The organism is Anabaena sp. PCC 7938 (genome assembly GCF_049315035.1).
Taxonomy (GTDB): domain Bacteria; phylum Cyanobacteriota; class Cyanobacteriia; order Cyanobacteriales; family Nostocaceae; genus Anabaena; species Anabaena cylindrica.
In genome coordinates, this window is the sequence record NZ_CP186034.1 from 1,197,902 (window position 1) to 1,217,975 (window position 20,074).

Annotated in this window: 18 protein-coding genes; 8 read left to right on the forward strand and 10 right to left on the reverse strand. The window is 37.6% G+C overall.

The annotated features are described in order from the left end of the window. Nucleotides 1–313: 313 nt before the first annotated feature. Nucleotides 314–1,378, reverse strand: coding sequence for a mannose-1-phosphate guanylyltransferase (locus ACOWPH_RS05775; RefSeq protein ID WP_015214473.1), 1,065 nt, complete (start codon nucleotides 1,376–1,378; stop codon nucleotides 314–316). 115 nt (nucleotides 1,379–1,493) lie between these two features. Between ACOWPH_RS05775 and ACOWPH_RS05780 the strand changes: the two genes are divergently transcribed. The 4 genes from ACOWPH_RS05780 to murJ all read left to right on the forward strand — a co-directional run bounded on the left by ACOWPH_RS05780 (nucleotide 1,494) and on the right by murJ (nucleotide 6,386). Then, nucleotides 1,494–2,999 (forward strand): LCP family protein, encoded by a 1,506-nt coding sequence (locus ACOWPH_RS05780; protein WP_015214474.1) that lies wholly within the window; start codon nucleotides 1,494–1,496, stop codon nucleotides 2,997–2,999. An 87-nt stretch (nucleotides 3,000–3,086) separates the two neighbouring features. After that, complete coding sequence (locus ACOWPH_RS05785) at nucleotides 3,087–3,593, forward strand: pentapeptide repeat-containing protein (protein ID WP_015214475.1); 507 nt, start codon at nucleotides 3,087–3,089, stop codon at nucleotides 3,591–3,593. Between the two features lie 88 nt (nucleotides 3,594–3,681). Beyond that, entirely contained in the window at nucleotides 3,682–4,617 is a 936-nt protein-coding gene (locus tag ACOWPH_RS05790; RefSeq protein WP_015214476.1) for a hypothetical protein, read from the forward strand. A 164-nt stretch (nucleotides 4,618–4,781) separates the two neighbouring features. Next, on the forward strand, nucleotides 4,782–6,386 hold the full coding sequence (gene murJ / locus ACOWPH_RS05795; RefSeq protein WP_015214477.1) for a murein biosynthesis integral membrane protein MurJ: 1,605 nt from the start codon (nucleotides 4,782–4,784) through the stop codon (nucleotides 6,384–6,386). Nucleotides 6,387–6,561: 175 nt separating this feature from the next. Here murJ and ACOWPH_RS05800 read toward each other — a convergent pair whose 3' ends face one another. The 3 genes from ACOWPH_RS05800 to ACOWPH_RS05810 all read right to left on the reverse strand — a co-directional run bounded on the left by ACOWPH_RS05800 (nucleotide 6,562) and on the right by ACOWPH_RS05810 (nucleotide 7,891). Then, a complete protein-coding gene (locus tag ACOWPH_RS05800; protein ID WP_015214478.1) occupies nucleotides 6,562–6,957 on the reverse strand; it encodes a toxin-antitoxin system TumE family protein in 396 nt (131 codons plus the stop codon). Then, nucleotides 6,954–7,253, reverse strand: coding sequence for a hypothetical protein (locus ACOWPH_RS05805; RefSeq protein WP_015214479.1), 300 nt, complete (start codon nucleotides 7,251–7,253; stop codon nucleotides 6,954–6,956). Before ACOWPH_RS05805 ends, ACOWPH_RS05800 begins: the two co-directional genes overlap by 4 nt. A 455-nt stretch (nucleotides 7,254–7,708) precedes the next feature. Then, the gene (locus ACOWPH_RS05810; protein WP_244887761.1) at nucleotides 7,709–7,891 is read right to left on the reverse strand and encodes an antitoxin; all 183 of its coding nucleotides are present in this window, start codon (nucleotides 7,889–7,891) and stop codon (nucleotides 7,709–7,711) included. Between the two features lie 204 nt (nucleotides 7,892–8,095). On the opposite strand from ACOWPH_RS05810, the gene ACOWPH_RS05815 reads away from it, so the two are divergent. The 3 genes from ACOWPH_RS05815 (at nucleotide 8,096) to ACOWPH_RS05825 (ending at nucleotide 12,266) form a co-directional block, all read left to right on the forward strand. Further along, nucleotides 8,096–8,680, forward strand: a complete 585-nt coding sequence (locus tag ACOWPH_RS05815; RefSeq protein WP_015214480.1) for a Uma2 family endonuclease — start codon at nucleotides 8,096–8,098, stop codon at nucleotides 8,678–8,680. A 336-nt stretch (nucleotides 8,681–9,016) separates the two neighbouring features. Further along, nucleotides 9,017–10,246, forward strand: coding sequence for a damage-control phosphatase ARMT1 family protein (locus ACOWPH_RS05820; protein ID WP_015214481.1), 1,230 nt, complete (start codon nucleotides 9,017–9,019; stop codon nucleotides 10,244–10,246). 451 nt (nucleotides 10,247–10,697) lie between these two features. Then, nucleotides 10,698–12,266, forward strand: a complete 1,569-nt coding sequence (locus ACOWPH_RS05825) for a metallophosphoesterase family protein (protein WP_015214482.1) — start codon at nucleotides 10,698–10,700, stop codon at nucleotides 12,264–12,266. A 147-nt stretch (nucleotides 12,267–12,413) separates the two neighbouring features. Here the strand turns inward: ACOWPH_RS05825 and ACOWPH_RS05830 are convergent, their stop codons facing one another. The 4 genes from ACOWPH_RS05830 to ACOWPH_RS05845 all read right to left on the reverse strand — a co-directional run bounded on the left by ACOWPH_RS05830 (nucleotide 12,414) and on the right by ACOWPH_RS05845 (nucleotide 15,897). Continuing rightward, entirely contained in the window at nucleotides 12,414–12,605 is a 192-nt protein-coding gene (locus ACOWPH_RS05830) for a YqaE/Pmp3 family membrane protein (protein WP_015214483.1), read from the reverse strand. A gap of 98 nt (nucleotides 12,606–12,703) precedes the next feature. Next, complete coding sequence (locus ACOWPH_RS05835; protein WP_015214484.1) at nucleotides 12,704–13,081, reverse strand: phage holin family protein; 378 nt, start codon at nucleotides 13,079–13,081, stop codon at nucleotides 12,704–12,706. Nucleotides 13,082–13,206: 125 nt separating this feature from the next. Further along, the gene (locus ACOWPH_RS05840) at nucleotides 13,207–13,533 is read right to left on the reverse strand and encodes a 2Fe-2S iron-sulfur cluster-binding protein (protein ID WP_015214485.1); all 327 of its coding nucleotides are present in this window, start codon (nucleotides 13,531–13,533) and stop codon (nucleotides 13,207–13,209) included. Between the two features lie 204 nt (nucleotides 13,534–13,737). Beyond that, nucleotides 13,738–15,897, reverse strand: coding sequence for a Tex family protein (locus tag ACOWPH_RS05845; RefSeq protein WP_015214486.1), 2,160 nt, complete (start codon nucleotides 15,895–15,897; stop codon nucleotides 13,738–13,740). A 247-nt stretch (nucleotides 15,898–16,144) separates the two neighbouring features. Here ACOWPH_RS05845 and ACOWPH_RS05850 point away from each other — a divergent pair, with 247 nt between their 5' ends. Further along, nucleotides 16,145–16,351, forward strand: a complete 207-nt coding sequence (locus ACOWPH_RS05850) for a hypothetical protein (RefSeq protein WP_015214487.1) — start codon at nucleotides 16,145–16,147, stop codon at nucleotides 16,349–16,351. A 197-nt stretch (nucleotides 16,352–16,548) separates the two neighbouring features. On the opposite strand, the gene ACOWPH_RS05855 is transcribed toward ACOWPH_RS05850, so the two are convergent. Then, nucleotides 16,549–19,146, reverse strand: a complete 2,598-nt coding sequence (locus tag ACOWPH_RS05855) for a chloride channel protein (protein WP_042464916.1) — start codon at nucleotides 19,144–19,146, stop codon at nucleotides 16,549–16,551. Between the two features lie 126 nt (nucleotides 19,147–19,272). Further along, the gene (locus ACOWPH_RS05860; protein WP_015214489.1) at nucleotides 19,273–19,746 is read right to left on the reverse strand and encodes a DUF29 domain-containing protein; all 474 of its coding nucleotides are present in this window, start codon (nucleotides 19,744–19,746) and stop codon (nucleotides 19,273–19,275) included. Between the last annotated feature and the right edge of the window lie 328 nt (nucleotides 19,747–20,074).

The window sequence follows — 20,074 nt, forward strand, 5'->3', positions numbered from 1 at the left end:
TTCTGAACTCCCGACTCCTGCCTTCTGAACTCCTAACTCCTGAACTCCTGACTCCTGACTCCTGACTCCTGACTCCTGACTCCTGACTCCTGACTCCTGACTCCTGAACTCCTGACTCCTGACTCCTGACTCCTGACTCCGAACTCCTGCTATATATATTTTTTTGTTAAATAAAACAAAAATTTCATGATGATACCCTTGGATAAAGGCTCAAAATGGTTGATTAACTTAAATGCCACAGAATACAATGGACAGTTTAGTTATAATTGAAAATAAAACTTTTGAGCCTCTACCAAGGGTTGTAACTTTTACATCATAGTAGGTCAGTAAATCGGGGATCGCTTTGTAGGGTTTTGAGAATCTGCTTGATATCTTGAGTGCGTTCCTTCTTAACTATCAGGGTAACATTGCGATCGCGCACAATCACCACATCCTCTAAACCAATAGTAACAACTACATCATCTGGATTGGAGGCATAAACAACAGAACCTTGGGTATCTAGCCCAACATGGGTAGCCAATTCCACATTAGGATTATCTGCTTTTTGATGTAAGCGAGCGATCGCATTCCAGTCCCCTAAATCATCCCAACCAAAGTCCACCGGTAAAACATATGCTAGACTTGTTTTTTCCATCAGCGCATAATCTATACTTTTTTTAGGCAACTGGGGATAAATATCAGGCCCTTTTTGTTCTAAAGGTTCGAGAATTTCTGGAGCATGGATACGCAGTTCTTCTAGAACCACACCAGCCCGAAACACGAACATACCGCTATTCCAGCTAAACTGTCCCGTAGATAAAAAAGTCTCCGCCGTTTCCCGGTTGGGCTTTTCAGTAAAGCGGTTGACGTGATAAGCTGGCAAATCATTAAAGCTACCAATCTTTTCACCTTGTTCAATGTAGCCGTAACCAGTTGACGGGAAAGTAGGCTTGATCCCCAAAGTGACAATCGCTGCTGTGCTAGTCGCCAGTTGGATTGCAGCATTTAAGGTGTGTGCAAACGCCTCTTGATCAGCAATCCAGTGGTCTGCCGGGAAAAAGCCAATTACAGCGTCTTCACCGTAACGCTTTTTAATTTCCAAACTTGTCCAAGCAACTGCGGCGGCGGTGTCTCTTCCTTCTAATTCGATCAGCAAATTTTGCTTAGGCAGATCGGGTAATTGTTGTCGTACTCCTTCAGCTATTTGACTAGAAGTTATCACCCACAGGTTATTCCAACCACCTGCGAGAGTTAGCAATCTATCAGCAGTTGCTTGCAGTAGGCTTCTAGAACTACCATCGAGACTTAAAAATTGCTTGGGTCTGTCTTGGCGACTGAGAGGCCAAAAACGCTCACCTTTACCGCCAGCAAGAATTACAGGAATCAGTGAATTATTCATAGGGTCATATACACCTATTGCAGAACAATACAAGTGTACAGTGAGCTTCTACTCTGGCAAGATTTGCAACTTGCATTAACATACCTTTAGGGAGTGGTTGAGTGGGGAGAGAATTGTGATTAAACAAGTTCAATGGTCAGATAATCAAGTCATACCTCAGCAAGTACCAGCTTCAGGTCAAGAGGTAAGACCGCAACAATTTCAAAGAACTGAACCTCAGAGACCTGACCCAATACCCGGCAGCACCGGGCAAGAAGTCAGAGCAAAACAGCCAGTTAATCCCCTTAACGTCGTCGATTCAGTGGGCGCTATCCCTCATGAACTCTATGATCGCTTAGGGTTGACAATGCCACGCTGGCTATTGTGGATACTAACTTTTGTTGTTGGCATCATCTTATCTGGATTACTAGTATCAACATTGGCACTGTGGACTCCTCTGTGGAGTAATTTAGATCAAGCCAAAGATGATGATTTTGGATCTACTACCAATAAAGATCAGGTAAAAGTACCTGGGGATTTATGGAGAAAACTTTCCCAGTACCAGCTATCAAAACCCATGAATATTTTAGTGATGGGAATTGAACCAGTTAAGGGTACTGTTGATGGTTCACCAGAAAGTTTTGCTGGTAGCAGCGATACCATGTTGCTGATTCGACTCAATCCCAGCGATAAATCTATTCGTATACTTTCGATTCCGAGAGGGACGATGATCTCAATCCCCGAACAGGGATTAACTAAAGTATCTGAAGCTAATGCCAAAGGTGGGCCAGTACTAGCCGCAAGGGTGGTAAGTCGGACTTTAAGCAATGCCCCCATAGATCGCTATATTCGCATTTCTACCAGTGGCTTGCGGCAATTAGTTGAACAGCTGGGTGGGGTAGATGTATTTGTACCCCAAGCGATGAATTATCAAGATAAATCTGGTGGTCTATCAGTGAATTTAGCTAGTGGTTGGCAAAGTCTCAATGGTGAACAAGCAGAACAGTTTGCTCGTTTCCGTGACTCAAATGTCGGGGATATACCAAGAGTACAGCGGCAACAAGCACTGATCACAGCTTTGCTACAACGCCTCAATAGTCCCACAGTTTTACCCAGGTTGCCCCAACTAACTCGCATAATGCGAAAGTATTTCGACACCAACTTAAAAATGGAAGAAATGATGGCATTGGCGAATTTTTCCGTGAATGTAGAACGGGATAATTTTCAAATGGCCATGTTGCCTGGTACGTTCAGCAAATTCAGCAAAGACCCCAATAGTTATTGGTTGAATATGACTGGGCAACAAAGCTTAATGAATGATTATGTTGGGGTGAATGTACCTGGTCTAAAATCTGATGATCGCCCAGTTTCTCGCCTCAAAATTGCTATTCAAAATGCTTCCAATCAACCTCAATTAACTGAAAAAGTTATTACCTATCTCAAATCAAAAGGTTTTACAAATATTTACGCAGTTCCTGATTGGCCTGATACCCAACGCCAAACACAGATAATTGTCCAGAAAGGAAATCCACAACCAGGAGTTGACCTACAAGAAGTTTTAGGCTTGGGTCAAATCGAGGTTTCTGCAAATGGAGATTTAGAATCTGACCTCACCATTCGGATTGGGAAAGATTGGAAATAGTAATTAGTCATTGGTCATTGGTCATTAGTGAAAAAAACAACTGACTATTGACCATTGATTAATCAAGAGTGACAATCAATTAAGTATATGAAAAAGATTTTGTTGAGATTTTTAACTTTACTATTGATTTTGATGTTGGCTTTCTTCTGGGTAATTATCAATCCTAAACCAGCTTTTGCTCAAGTCAACACAATTAACTATAACAATGCCTCTTTAGAAAATAGTGACTTTTCTCACACTGATTTAGTAGGTGGGACTTTTGTAGCAGCCGAAATGCGAGGGGCAAATTTTCAAGGGGCAAATTTAAGCAACGCAATTTTAACTAAAGGTGTTTTGTTAAAAGCAAATTTGGAAGATGCAAATTTAACAGGTGCTTTGGTTGATAGAGTGACCTTAGATAGTGCTAATCTAAAAAATGCCATTTTCACAGAAGCGACCTTAACCCGTAGTCGTTTTTATGATGCTGATATTACTGGTGCTGATTTTACAGATGCTTTGATTGACCGTTATCAAGTATCCCTATTATGTGAACGGGCAAATGGTGTTAACTCTGTAACTGGTATTTCGACACGAGATAGTTTGGGGTGTCGGTAGTGGATACTAACACTATAATTTACTCAAAGTAGTGTTAAGCGTCAATTTGTGAATAAGTAGCTGGCGGTGCAACATTGAAAATATAATTATGGATAGTAAAGATCCTCTCTTACAAGCTGTATTATTGATTACCAATTTGTGGTTATTTTGGTATTTTATAAAGGGTAAGACGATAAAAGTTGATGAGCAAACACAAGCTAAATTGGACTTTACTATTCAACCCAAGTTACTTCGGTTTATTGGTTTGTTTATTGGACAAATAGCAATAATTTGCTTATATTCTACCTTGATAGCTACACCTATCACACAGCTTAATTGTAACCGTGTTCCACAAAATATAGATAGTTCAATTATTGCTAAAAGCACTGAGCAGAAGACATCACTAGTGATATGTAAATTGGTAGAATTAGATTGGTTTAGTCATGAAAAAAGCCAGAAACATATTTCTGAATTAATTGGAGCTAGTTTGGAAAAACAAAGTGAGACTGATAGCGATGGAAAAAAAATTTACTATAAATATCGAATTCAGTTAATCACCAATACAGAAAGTTTTCCTTTTAGACAAGCATACAGAGCTAGTAGATTTATTCATGAAGAGTTAGAGTCAATAATATCACAAATTAATAATTTTTTGGCGCAGCCATTAGAAAAAAAATTACTAGTTCAGGAAGATGATAGATCAATTTTAGTTGCAATAACAATATTTTTTAGTTTATTGCCTCTAATAATAATAGGAGCAGGTTTATTTATTAGCTGCAATTTCAATAAAGAAGCAAATAGCCTAATTCTGAGCCGCTACCGATGGTTTGGAATATTTGGCAAGGGGTTTTCTCAGTACTCATTAAATGAAATTGTTAATATTAAAGTTGAAAGTCGTGATTCTGATGAAGGTGGATTTACTTATCGAGTGATTTTAATTTTAGAGTCAGGAGAAATTGTACCTTTAAGTCATGTCTATAGTTCTGGGTTTGAAGAGAAACAACAAATAGTTAATATTGTCAAAACTTTTCTAAGTCAAAAATAGTAGCTGTTTTCCCTATAACCAAAATAGGACAGCCGCAGTAGTCAGCATTGCTCATCAGATGCTAAATTACTAACTTAACTTATCAAAATTTACCTGACAGATGTTAGGATTTCAGGTTAAATATTCTTAGATATACACTCTGCAAGAGTTTTCGGGTATTATTAGTGACACAATCAGAACAAAAACCTGCTCGTTCTTTCGCTGGCATTGCTGGTATTGTTGCCGCAGCGACGTTAATTAGTAAAATCTTTGGTTTAGTAAGACAACAAGCCATAGCTGCTGCTTTTGGTGTTGGTGCTGCTGCTACTGCTTACAGTTATGCCTACATTATCCCCGGTTTTTTATTAATTTTACTAGGTGGTGTCAATGGTCCCCTGCATAGTGCCATTGTTAGCGTTTTAGCCAAGCGCAAACGAGAAGAAGCTGCACCTCTAGTAGAAACAGTCACAACCATAGTTGGTGGGTTGTTGTTGGTGGTGACAGTTGCTCAGATTTTCTTGGCAGAACCAATCATTGATATAGTTGGGTATGGGTTAGAGCCTACCACAAGAGCGATCGCAATTCGTCAACTGCAAATAATGGCTCCCATGGCCTTATTTTCCGGTTTAATAGGGATTGGGTTTGGTACTCTCAACGCCGCAAATCAATATTGGTTACTTTCCATAAGTCCTTTATTATCGAGCATTACCGTAATTGCAGGCATTGGTATTTTAACTTTGCAATATGGCAAAGATATCATCAAGCCAGAATTCGCTTTAATCGGTGGTATGGTTCTAGCTTGGGGAACCTTAGCCGGAGCAATTCTCCAATGGATAGTACAATTAATTGTGCAGTGGCGGTTAGGTTTAGGAACATTAAAACTGAGATTTGATTTTAAATCTCCCGCAGTTCAAGAAGTAATTAAAATCATGACTCCGGCAACAATTTCTTCAGGAATGATGCCGATTAATGTCGCCACAGATTTATATTTTGCCAGTCCAATTAAAGGTGCAGCAGCAGGTTTTAACTATGCTAATTTATTAGTACAAACCCCCTTGGGGATTATTTCTAATATTATTTTACTGCCATTATTACCCATATTTGCAAAATTAGCAGAACCAGAAAACTGGTCAGATTTAAAATTACGCATTCGTCAAGGACTTTTATTAACTGCTGTCACTATGCTACCTTTGGGTGCTTTAATGATAGCTTTATCCGAGCCAATTGTGCAGGTAATTTATCAACGAGGAGCATTTAAACAAGAAGCTACAGAGTTAGTTTCTTCTCTATTAGTTGCCTATGGTATTGGGATGTTTGTCTATTTAGCGCGTGATGTTTTAGTTAGAGTATTTTATGCTTTAGGTGATGGACAAACACCTTTTAAAATTAGCATTTTTAATATTTTACTCAATGCTGGTTTAGATTTTGTTTTGGTTAAACCTTTTGGTGCGCCTGGTTTGGTATTAGCTACAGTTAGTGTAAATTGCAGTTCAATATTAATGTTGTTGTGGTTGTTAAATCGTAAATTAAACGGTTTACCTTTGCGGGAATGGAGTTTACCAATTCTGGGTTTAACAGCGGGTAGTATGGTTGCTGGAGTTGCAAGTTATGGAACTTTGGTTGCTTGTCAGCAGGTTTTGGGAAATAAGGGTTTAGTTATTTTGTTAGTTGAGTTGTCTATTTCTGGTTTGGTGGGAATTGGGGTATTTGCGGTTGTTGCTGCTTGGTTGAGAATACCGGAAGTGAATAGTTTTGTGGTGAAGATGCGGCAGAAATTTTTGAAGAGGTAGGTAGCGAGACAATACAACTTGTGAGCTAAAATAATATCTATAAACCTTTGATGGGTTAAGGAAGCGCGAGAAGAAATTGCAGCATCAATTTCTATTTCTGAACATACACCACATATTCATGCAGAAACATTTGTTAGTCAAATTTTAGATCGTTTTCAGCAATAAGTTTCAAAATCTAACTTGATTCAGATTTGATTTGTTCAGAAACTTTTTTTACAATCTCTTCAATATCAACAGGTAAATAGGGAAAAACAGAGTCTTCAGAACCATCATGTATATGATGAGGATAGGTTGAAATTTCAGGATGATGGGGTGCGTTGTCCCAACGTTTTATTAGTTGTCCATTCTCAGTTTGCCAATGGAAACTATATTTAATTATTTCTATTTGTCCTGATGCTCTTTTAAAAAATTCAAACATTTCTAAAAAGCTACCATCTTTTAATGTCAGACGATAACGCCATAATCCTTTATCCAGTTGTGATTCTTCTCGAATAATCTTTAAAATCACTACTTCTGGACAAAGTGCAATCACAGATTTTACCCATGCCAAATAGTCATCGGCATTTTTCATAAAGCTTGTTTTAATTTCTTGATTTTTTGTAAAATATCTTTGCGTAGTTCACACAAGCTAAACCACTCAAAAAAATCCATTTCATCTCCTAAATTTCCCGAATTAAATTGTTGCTCAAATTGTTCAGAAGTAAGATTATATTTTTTCTCAAATTTATCTATATCCAAGTTATAGATAGCGAGTTTTTGACGATGACGAGTCAAAATCACATTTAGAAGTTGCCCAATAATTCGCTCTAATTCTGTGTTATCGGTACAGTTTTCACTCAGCAATTCTAATTTTTCTAACGTATTCATAATTATATACACCTTTGGCGATGTTTATTTTTATTATAATTTATTCAAGGCGATAAATACCACAATCTTGTCTGAATCAGGATACCCAGGATTAGAGGATGTACAGGATGTGATTTTTTATTGTTTAGGAAAAAGGGCGATTTTTGGATGATAGATAATATACTGTGATTGTAATTATCATTTTTATCTTTCAATATTCACAGAAAATTAATCAATCATAATCCTGTAAATCCTCAAATCCTGGACATCCTGATTCAGACAATTAAAATTTCCGCATCCCACCAACAACTTACAAATCACAATCTTGTAAATCCTCAAATCCTGGACATTCAGATTCAGACAAAAAATATGAATCAGATATTTTTATTATGTTGGGTTGCGTTCCTTAACCTAAGCTAGAAGATGAGCGATTCCTAAGCAGCGTCGCACTAAAACTGAGTTTTGGTGTACCTTGTTCATGATTTTACAGTGTTATTATTTAACAAGCAGCTTATAACTTCTTGAAAGTCATCAGAGAAGTTATCTAAACTATCAATTAGAGATTGCCAGGGGTTATCTTTGGCAATGAGAACAATAGCATTACCAATCTTTTTGATATAAACTTCAGTACCTGTGAGTTGAAAGCCTTCTGGTAAAATTACGACTTAGTGAATGCCGTCAGTGCTGAGTTTGGCAGTGTTCATAGTGTTGATATCCTTGCTTTTTAATTTCTAAATTACTTGCTTTGTAAATCACTTATTATTGTGCTGCAAATCGGAAACTAAATTGACTTTACATAACCATAACATTTAAATATGATACAATATTACTAATATCACAATAATTAACTCCCTGTTGATATTATGCAAACACAAACCCGGCACTATACCCCAGAAGAATATCTAGAACTAGAAGAGAAAGCAGAATATAAAAGTGAATACCGCGACGGAGAAATTATACCCATGACTGGAGGAACAACAAATCATAATAAAATTGCAGGTAATTTTTATGCTTATCTGAAATTTGCTTTAAAAAAGAAAAATTATGATGTTTATATTGGTGATGTGCGGTTGTGGATACCGCGTTATCGTCAGCATACTTACCCGGATGTGATGGTAATTCAAGGAGAACCTATTTACACGGGATCAAATACAACTACAGTGATGAATCCATTATTAATTGCTGAAGTTTCATCTAAATCAACTAGCAATTATGACCAAAGTGATAAGTTTCTTTATTATCGCTCAATACCAGAATTTAAAGAATATATCTTAATTAATCAATATCAACATCATGTTATGCAGTATGTAAAAACAGATGATGGTAAATGGATATTCACAGAATATGAATCTGAATCAGATATTTTAAAACTGCAAACAGTTGATTTTCAGATTGCTTTTACTGACTTATATGAACAAGTTAATTTTACCCAAAGCATTGAGGAATGATGATTCCACGTTGTTAGTTATGTAGTTTAGACTAGTAATAGGTGATAAAATCCTAATCTTAATCCTGGAAAATATGGTTCAAATAATTTCTCTAAAAGTAAGCCACAAAATACATTATCCTGTTTTGTCATGCTGTTTGCAGAGCGTTAGCGCACCGGAGGATCTAGGATCTCATAACTTGAAAAAAAATTGAGCTTCTTCCCTCCACTGCGTTCCGGTCAGCATGACAAATTATATTCATCTTCTAGTTTTCAAACATCTTCTAACTAACAACTTAGCATAAGTAATAAAATCAGGTTAGAATAACTAAAAATTAATGGGAGATAGTAGTTTTTAGTGAATAAACCTCAAATTCCCAATTTACCACTACCAGCGTCACTTATAGGTGCAGATGCTGGATCTTTTACTGAGTATACAGTTACTCAACGGATGCCGGATATTGCTCGCCGTGTGATTATAGAAAATAAATTCCCTACGGAAATAAATCAAGGCTTGGAAAAACTAGCAGCGGAATTACCAAGCGGTTATTTACAATCTTTAATAGATGACACTGGTGTAGATTTTAACGATTGGAATAAATATATAGAACCATATAAAGGTCAACGTTGGGTAGATATACCTTGGTTTGTTGCAGAAACTTATTTTTATCGTCTTATTCTCAATATAACTAATTACTTTCAACCAGGAGAATGGCAAAGTGTTGACCCATTTGGGTTACAAAAAATTCAAGGTTTAGAAACATCAATTGATTCCATTATTTCTCTGTGTACTCAAACGCAAGAATGGTTGAATGCATCACAGCAAGAAGACAAACCTAGTAAATCTTCTCTCATTGCTTTGTTGTATTTTGCATTGTGGGGAAATCGTGTTGACTTAAGTTTATGGTCAGCTTTTGAAGATGATAGGAGTCGTTTCAATATTCAGACGCAATTAAGTAATATCTTAGTAGATGATACATTTGCTATTACTAAGTTATTAACAAAATCGGAGAATAACTGTATTGATTTGGTTGTTGATAATGCTGGCTTTGAGTTAATTTGTGATTTATGTTTGGTTGATTTTTTATTGGGTAGTGGTTTTGCTAGTCAGGTTTATCTGCATTTAAAACCGCATCCAACTTTTGTATCTGATGCAATGATCAAGGATGTGCATTATACTAAGAATTTTTTGATCCAAAGTAGCAATATTCAAGTTAAATCTTTGGGACAGAGATTAACAAAAAATCTGGCTTCAGGTAGATTGGTTTTAACTGAAGATTATTTTTGGACTTCACCGTTAGCATTTTGGGAAATACCAAAATCACTCAAAGATGAGTTAGGAAAGTCTAATTTAATGATTGTCAAAGGTGATACTAATTATCGACGCTTGTTAGGAGATTTAAACTGGGATTTTACTACAAATTTTGCAGAGATAGTTTCTTATTTACCTGCACCAATGGTAGCTTTACGTACTCTCAAGTCAGAAGTAGCAGCAGGTTTGAAGTCAGATGTTATGGAAGAATTAGCAATAGTTGACCCTAATTGGTTGACAAATGGACAATGGGGTGTAATTCAGTTGGTTAACTAAGGTATTTACAAAGTTAAATTGTCCTTATAACTTTTGGTTAAAGGAGTTGCGGCTACAAGATTTCGGGAATAAGTAAGTATTCCCAGTTGATAAAGCTGAAAAACTTTCTCGTAGTTTCTATATATGTGGGGACTGTACCAAACGGATGAGAGGAAACTGGATATATTTATTAAGAAAAGTATTTAAATACTTGAATATAGCAATTCCCAAGCTCATGAAATACACCCCACCCGCGCTGTCGCGCACCCTCCCCTTACCAAGGGGAGGGTTGGGGAGGGGTAATTTTGTATCTAACTAGAGTGGGAAAGGCTATATCATCCTTAAGATATAAGTAGAATTAGTATTAGACTCTAGTTTATGTTACGCTACTAAGCGACATCACATAGGATGTGTGATTATCAAAAATTGATTAACTCGTTAGAATCAGCTTAGATGTTAGCTAATTTCAGCTATGAAATTGATTTCTGAACCATCGGTTCCTGTCAAAATTCAAAAGATGAAGCAAAGGGTGCGATGGATGCATCCTAGTATTAAAGAACGGGGAATTGACCAAACCTCCCTGATACTAGATGATGGCAAGGAGGAAAGTCCAGATTTTTCGTTTATGGTAATTGGTGATAGTGGTACGAAATCCGATTATGGACAACATCCACAACGTCAAGTTATGGAAATGCTGCTGAGTAATAACGATGATTGTCGTTTTGTTTTACATACTGGTGATGTAGTTTATTTGGTAGGTTCTCGTGAATATTATCCGGCTAATTTTATTGAACCTTACCGCGAATTTATTGTAGGTGGTGAAAATCCCAAAAGTATTGCTTATGACCAAATGGTATTTAAATTACCCATTTTGCCAGTTTTGGGTAATCATGATTACTATGATGTGCCTTTGTTATATAGATTAGTAACTGGTTCTACCTTATCTCTGCGTCGGATGTTGCGTTACAAAGATATTGAGGTTGGTTGGCATGGTTCAAATCAAGGTGATGCTTATACAAGAGCATTTATTGATTATTTGGCAAGGATGTCTCCAAATGATTTAAAACTTCATTTGGATGAATATTATACGGCAAAAACTGATACAGGACGTTGTTTGCGTTATCAACCGGGAAATTTTACCCGGTTACCTAATCGGTATTATACGTTTCGTTATGGGGGAATTGATTTTTTTGCTCTTGATTCTAATACTTTTAATACACCAGCACCTTTACCGGGAAATGAAGCGGGAGATGTTTTCCGTCGAGAGTTGCTACAACGTCGTCAAGAATTAGAACGAGAAGAGTTGCAAATTTTGGCTGAGTGCGACAAACTTAATTCTGAAAATACTGTAGAAGCTGAACAACTGGCAGATTTGGTTGCGAAGGTAGACCAACTTAACGAGGTCAAAATTGATATTGATAAGCAATTAGAACCTCACACGAGTGCTGATGTGGATTTTGAACAACTTGATTGGTTGCGAAGTCGGTTGATTGAATCTTGGCATAGTTCAAATGTGCGGGGACGGGTAATATTTTTTCATCATCCACCTTATGTTACAGAAGCGACCAAGTGGCAGCAAGGACAAACTTTAGCTGTACGTCATCGTTTGCGTGGAGTATTTGAGCAAGTAGGGGCAACTTTGGATAAGATGACTCAAGGTAGACCTGTTGTGGATGTGATTTTCAACGGTCACGCGCACTGTTTGGAACATCTGCGGACTGGGAATACAGGATATGCTGATTCTCACATTAACTATATTGTTTGTGGTGGGAGTGGCCGTCGTCCCCGTCGTCAACGTCAAGAAGGCACTCAATTGATGGAAACTTTTAATGATGCTGCTGGTGTTTCGACTCGTAAAGTTGCAGATTCGTTACTTTATGTGGGACGGAGTGGTTACGGTTCCGAAAGGAGAAAACCTTATTCCTGCGTGCGGGTGGATGTAAAAGCGGGGTTTCCTGCTAAGTTTGTTGTTACACCACTAGTGACGGAACGGATTGAGGGAGAATGGTGCGATCGCTCTTTAGAACCATTTATAATCTAATCATCATCATTTTTCTCAGTTGGGGAATCTTACTAACTTTCTCCAACCCCCCAACAGCAGCATTTCATGGTATTTGAAAAACAGGCTTGAATATTATTATTGTAGGGGCGTATTGCGATACGCCTCCTGAATTATGCTGTATTAGATTTAGAAAGTACCTTCCTCTCTATTGAGTCTTTCATCATGCTTGGTAATTACCCAAAGTGCATGAATACTACCAGGAAGCCAACCGAGAAGAGTGAGTAAAATGTTAATTCCCAACGTTGGACTAACACCAACTGTCATGAATACACCTACTGGAGGTAAGAATAAACCAAGAAGCAAACGAGTTAATTTCATGGGATTTCTGCTATTTTTTAACTTTATTGACATTTATTGCGGAGACAGAATCTAACAATAAACTCTATTGAGAGATTTATCTCCAGCTTATTTCTAGATTAAGATTCAGTAGTTTTGCTTTGTAATTCCACATTCCTTTCCGCAAAATATTTACTGAGGAATGTATTAGCCAAAGATAGGATTACTGGCGCAAGAATAAAAGCAATTAGTCCTTGAACTCTAAACCCAGGAACTAAAACTGATGCCAACCAAAAGCAGATTCCATTTACGACTAAGGAAAATCCACCTAAAGTTAAGAATGTCAATGGTAAAGATAGTGTTGTGAGAATTGGTTTCACTGAACCATTAATCAAACCAATGACTAAACCTGCAATTAAAGCTGCGGGAAAATTAGCAATATCCACTCCTGGGAAAATGATATCGACAATTAACAAACTTAACGCTGTAGCGAGTGTGGTTATGAATATTCCCCACATTGATTTTTACCTCTTTGACAGACAATTGAATCTATTTTGGCGTAAAATTCAAGTTTTTACATCCTGTTTTAGATAGATTGGGTTATACCGAAAGGAGGATTTTTTTAACGCAGAGGGTTTTTCAATTATTCTGGTTTGTAGTAGAGGGAAGATTTATATAAGGTTTGTTCTTGGTGTGTTTCTAATACGCAATCAGATAGGGGATATGTGACGCAGGTGATGACATAACCAGCTTGGATTTCCTGGGGACGGAGAAATTTTTGCTCGCTTTGATCAATTTCACCGCTAATTAGTTTAGCTATACAAGCTGAACATTCTCCTTGTTTACAGCCAGATGGTATACGAATACCTTTTTCTTCTGCTATGTCAATTATATATTGATCTTCGGGTACTTGAATTGTGCGATCTAATCCTAGCTTTTCGTTGATTAATCTCACTTGATAGATAGTCATATCAATTTTGGTGTTGTTAGGTGAAGATATGATTTTTTTGCACGCAGAGACGCAGAGGCACAGAGAGAGTTTTTTTAGCGTGAGATTTTATGTAAGGATTCAGGATACAGAATGTTTGATATAGAAGGGAAGAGGGAACAGAAGAGAAAAATATTCTTATCCTTCTCCTTCTTTCTGACTCCTGACTCCTGAATTCTTACGCTTCTATTGTTTGACTGCTTTCATTGATAAGCCAATGCGTTTTAATTTTTCGTTGACTTCTAAGATTTGGACTTTGACAACTTGTCCAACTTTGACTATTTTTTGCGGATCATCTACGAATCTATCAGCCAGTTGGGAAATATGCACTAATCCGTCTTGGTGTACACCGATATCCACAAATGCACCGAAGTTAGCAACGTTGGTAATTATTCCTTCTAGTTCCATTCCTACTTGTAAATCTCTAATTTCTTTAATTCCGGCTTTGAAGGTGGCATATTTGAATTCTGCACGAGGATCTCTTCCTGGTTTTTCTAATTCGCTGAGAATGTCGCGCAGTGTTGGTTCACCAATGGTGTCGGTGACATATTTTTTGATGTTGGTTTTTTTGAGTTTTTCAGCTATTTCTGTGACTTGATTTAATGATACGTTTAAATCTTTGGCTATGGATTCTATCAGTGAGTAACTTTCTGGATGTACTGCTGTGCTATCTAAGGGGTTTTCTCCACTGCGAATTCTCAAAAAACCGGCTGCTTGTTCAAAGGCTTTTGGCCCTAGTTTGGCTACTTTTAATAGTTGACGACGATTTTTAAAGGCTCCGTTTTGGTTGCGATAGGCGATAATATTGTTAGCTACTGCTGGTGTAATTCCAGAAACAAAGGTGAGAAGTTCTTTGGAAGCGGTATTTAAGTCAACTCCAACGTAGTTAACGCAACTTTCGACGGTTTCATCTAATTTTTTTTTCAGTAATTTTTGGTCAACGTCGTGTTGATATTGTCCGACACCAATTGATTTGGGATCAATTTTGACTAATTCCGCTAAGGGATCTTGTAATCTTCGTCCTATACTAATTGCACCGCGCACGGTAATATCTAAATCAGGAAATTCTTCTAGTGCAACTTTGCTGGCAGAATATATAGATGCACCAGATTCGTTCACCATGACTTTAACTGGTTTGCGTTCGCAGATTTCTAGGACTTCGGAAACAAATTCATCAGTTTCACGGGAAGCTGTGCCGTTTCCAATGGCGATTAATTCAATTTTGTATTTTTCAATTAAGCTTTTGATGGTTTGCGCGGCTTTTTTACGTTGTTCGGCCGCTTGGTGAGGAAACACGGCTTGATATTCTAAGAATTTGCCGGTTTGTTCGAGTACTGCAACTTTACATCCTGTTCTAAAACCTGGATCTATTGCTAAGGTTGGTTTCATTCCTGCTGGTGCAGATAATAGCAATTCTCGTAAATTTGCTTCAAAGGTTTTGATTGATTCAACATCAGAATAGGTTTTCTTTTCGGAAATTACTTCGCCAATGAGAGAGGTTTTCATCAATCTGTTAAATGCATCTTTTAACATCGTTTGATAAAAGTCTCTGATTGCGCGAATTTTGGCTTTAATTTCTTGTGATTCTAAATAAGAAAGTACAAAATCTTCGTCAAAAGCAATTTCAAAGCTTAATATTTTTTCTGCTTCTCCCCGACACAAAGCCAGCATATTATGGGGGGCAATATTTTTAACTTTGATTTGGTAGTTACGGTACATTTCAAATTTGGTTGTACCTTCAGGATGATCGTTTTTAATCCGAGAGATAAATACCCCGGTTTCTAAGAGATAATCACGCACATATGACCGTAACTCGGCTTTTTCAGCAACTTCTTCGGCGAGAATATCAGCAGCACCTTTTAATGCTTCTCCTGCGGTTTTCACTCCTAGAGTTTCAGAAATATATTTCGCAGCTTCTTCTTCTAATGGGGCTGCTACACAATTTTTTACATTGAGAGATTTGATATACGCAGCCAGGGTTTCTAGTCCTTTCTCTCTGGCGATGGTGGCGCGAGTGCGGCGTTTTGGTTTATATGGTAGGTATAAATCCTCAAGTTCTGTTTTTTGTAAACAGGTAGTGATTTTAGCTTTAAGTTCATCGCTGAGTTTACCTTGTTCCGCGATCGCATTTAAAATCACTTTTTTCCTTTCTGCCAATTCTGTTAAGTATGTATACCTATCAAATAAATCCCGCAATTGCACTTCATTCATCTCATTCGTGCGTTCTTTGCGGTAACGCGCAATAAAAGGAATTGTCGCACCCTCGGCTAAAAGTTCCAGTGCATTTTGCACCTGATTGGGGTTAAGTTCTAGTTCAGTTGCTAGTAGTTGCGGAATGTTTAACATTTGGGTGTTTAAGTGGAAAATATTACTTTTAAAGAGGGAACAGGGAACGAGGAACAGAAAATAGGAAAAACTGTTAATAATCTACTGGATGATTATATAATTTTGATTAAAATTCAGATTCCCAGTTTTTGTAAAATATTGTAAATAAAGCATACTTAAGTGTATAATCAGAAGTTGTTCGCAAATAGTAGGTTGAATCTATGAAGATCAACCACTATGTCTGTTGTCATTGTAGGATTTTAGTAAAATGCCCTTGTTTTTTCTAATTCCAATTTGTACTGGTTTAGTAACTGGCTATTTTTTAAACCAAAAAGATGAAATTGCTTACATAGCTGGTGTGTTTACAGCTGTGAGTTTGATTTTGAGTCTTATTCTAGCACCTTGGCAAATTCAGCTTGGTTTGTTAATGATTGTCCTTTTTGTTAGTAAAAAACTTTTACAAAAAATTTATTAATAACAACGGCTTCGATAAAAGGCGTATTGCAATACGTCACTGGGAATTGGGAACTGGATAATAATTACGAATTACGAATTACGAATTACGAATTACGAATTACGAATTACGAATTACGAATTACGAATTACGAATTACGAATTACGAATTACGAATTACGAATTACGAATTACGAATTACGAATTACGAATTACGAATTACGAATTATTTGCCCCTCTCACCAAAATTACTGTGCTTTCTACACCGGAAGCAATAGTTTCAGGAATATTACCTTGAATTGCTTGTTGTAATAATCCCTCACGAGAAGCGCCCAAAACTACAACATCGTAACTTTCCGTTTTCACTAAATCAATTACCCCTTCGGCCACGGAATCTGCTTGTATTGGTGAAGCCACAACAGTACTGTGTAAATTGCGGTGACGCATTAGTTGACGAGTTGATTCTTCTAAAACTATCATGTCTGGCTTTAATTCTGATGGTTTAAACACTTGCATGAGACGAATTTGAGCATCATTTCCTAATGTCACCAAAGCCGGTAATAATTTAATTGCAGCCCGTGCATTTGGGCCTCCAGCCATTGGTACTAGCCAACGATTGAAATGAGAACAGTCGGAAATATTGCCTAATTTTACCAAGACAACATCACAGGAAGCTTGGCGAATTACAGTATCAACAACAGTACCAAAAATACGGCCGGGGGTTGAAGTGTTACCTTTCCAACCCATAAAAATCAGGTCGATATGTCGTTCCTTAATTGTCTCTAAAACTGCTTGGGCGACATCATGGGCGACTCGAATTTGAGTATGTATGGGAATGTGCCATTTTTTGGCTAAAGCTTCTGCTTGTCTGAGTAAGCGACGACTTTTTGTAGTACTGACTTGTGTTTCAGAGGGGGAACTGTGACGGGAGACGAGGATAATTTGTAAACACTCTAATTCATAATGGCGATCGCGGGCAATAGTTGCTGCCATTTGTAATAAAGTCTCTGCTGTGTCTGGGTTAGCCAGAGTTACTAATAATCTCCCTCTCCCAATACTAGGCGATCGCGTCTGGTAAACTACATAAGATGGTTCTGGTTGGGGTCCATTAACTCTATTTTCCCCATTGATATGGTCTGCTTCCGCCCGGATAATATCCGCACGAGTAATAATCCCAATTAGTTTTTGTCGTTCTACCACTGGTAAACGACTGATTTGATAGCGGTCTAATAAATAGAGTACATCACTCAGTGTTTGCGTGGGTTTAACTGTGACAGGTTGGGGTGTCATGATTTCTCTCAAAGAAATACCATGAGATAAATAGCGATTCTGTAAATCTGATTGAGTAACAATTCCTACCAATTTACAATTTTCTACCACCGGAAAACCCCGATGATGAGAACGAGAAAAAGCCTGGATAACTTCTTCTACAGCCATATCTGTTTCTAGAGTTTCCACCCGTTGTTGCATCACGTTTTTGGCTGTTAACTGAGTTAATATTCCTTCTATGGGTGCATCTTTTTGAATAGTGATGCCTTTTAATAGTAAAAGTTTGTCATACAGTGAACCAGGTACTACCTTATCTGCTACTAAATAAGACGTGACAGAGACAATCATTAACGGTAAAACCAAATTAAAATCTGTCGTCATCTCAAACACAATTACAATTGCTGTCATGGGGACTTTGGAAACAGCACTAAAAAATCCCCCCATACCCGCTAAAGCATAGGTAGTCAGAGAACCTAACCCCCAAAGATGAAACTCACATACCCCAACTAAATGTCCTAAACAAGAACCTAAAATGAGGCTGGGCGCAAATAAACCCCCTGGTGCGCCGGAACCAAAAGCAATTAAGGTTAAAATAAATTGAGCAATGAAAGCGATCGCAGCAAAGGGAAGATTAGCTTCACTCGTAATCATATACTCCCTTAACCCAGTATTATCTCGATAAGACTCAGGCAATAAAGCCACGATTAAACCAGAAACAAAGCCAGCCAAAGCTACTCGTAGCGGTAAGCTGACGTGTAGTCTGCGGTAGACTTTAATACTAAAAACTAATCCCTGATTAAATAACGCCCCTAGCAACCCAGCCAAAACACCCAAAATTAAGAAAACCGGAATTTCTAGTAAAGAGAAACTGCTAGAATACTCCATTAATTGCAAGTTAAGTTGCAGACTTCCACCGCCTAATAATCGGGAAATTACCCCACCGATAAAAGAGGCGATAATCGCAGTTCCTAAAGTTAGTCCTGATAAATCTTGTAGTAACTCTTCAATAATAAATAATACCCCGGCAATGGGTGCGTTAAAAGCCGCCGCTAACCCAGCCCCCGCCCCCGCTGCAATCATTTGTCGCCGATGTTCTGGGGAGGTGGGAACCCAACGACTCATTCCCGCAGCTAAACCCGCACCGATTTGAACAGTGGGGCCTTGTCTTCCTAAAGTGATACCTGAACCCAAGGAAATGATTGTGCTGAGTAACTTAATCAATGCTACCCGCCAGGATAGCTTCATGGGTATATTTGCCAGGGTAGCCTTGACTTGAGGAATACCACTACCAGCGGCTTCTGGTGCTAACCGTTGCACTAACCAACCAGCCAAAAACCCGAAAACCATACCTATGATTGGCAAAGTCAGCCAAGCTGGTAACACCTGGGTACTATGAACTCGCCATGTTCCTAACCATCCCGAACCCTGTTTGAGTAATACAGCAGATAAAGCAGCAACAATACCAATAATACAAGCTTCTGCTATTGCTAAACCTCTTCTCGGCTGCCACAAAAGGCGAAAGCGTTGAGTCAGCATCTGAAGCAACATCATAAATTTTAATTTTTAATATTGAATTGATATAGCAATCCTAAATGATATTTGCAAGATGATGATCTCGTTCCCAGTCTCCGCCTGGGAATGCCATTATAGAGGCAGAGCCTCTAATATTATCCTCTAAGGTAGATAATTAATGTCTAAGGTTTGCTCAAGGGTAAATGATAAGTCAGTAGGAATTTTATTACTAGGAAAATTTGTTTTTATCAAAACATCCTTCCTGGCATTTGTATAACATTCTGTGAATATTTCTGATAATAAAGGTTTTAAGCTCGGACTATCTTTTAATAATTCCTGAATTTGTCGTCGTTGTTCTACAATTGTATCTAACCAACCGCGTTGATTTTCTACTCTTACTTGTTCCCAATATATTAGTTTTAATAGATGTTCTATCAATACTCTTAGACGATTGATTAATTCCCGTTTTTCACTCCTACCCATCGTTTCTATTTCTTCAATCAAGTTATCAATATCTAATTGGTTAAATTGGCGATCGCGTAAAATTTTGATCGTAGTTTCTATCCAGATATAAAAATCTTGTTCGTACAGTGAGTTTGTGGGTAGTTGATTTGTAGTAGTTTCAATTGAGGTCATGGTGGTAACTCTTCAATTTAATTTACAGCAGTGGTCAGATGTTATTTAGTTGGTAGAGGTTTAGGATTGGTAAACTATATTTGCACTTATATTTATCAACATTTTAACATGATTAATTGTCAGAATCAGGATTTTCAGGATTTAAGGATTTTCAGGATTAAGATGAGGATAATGGTGGGTTAGCGCAGCGTAACCCACCCTACAAATTGCGGATTTTTTTATTTGGAAGTCCCTTGATAAGGATTCAGGATACAGAATGTTTGATATAGCAGGGAACAGAAGAGAAAAATATTCTTCTTCCTTCTTCCTCCTAACTCCTGACTTTCTG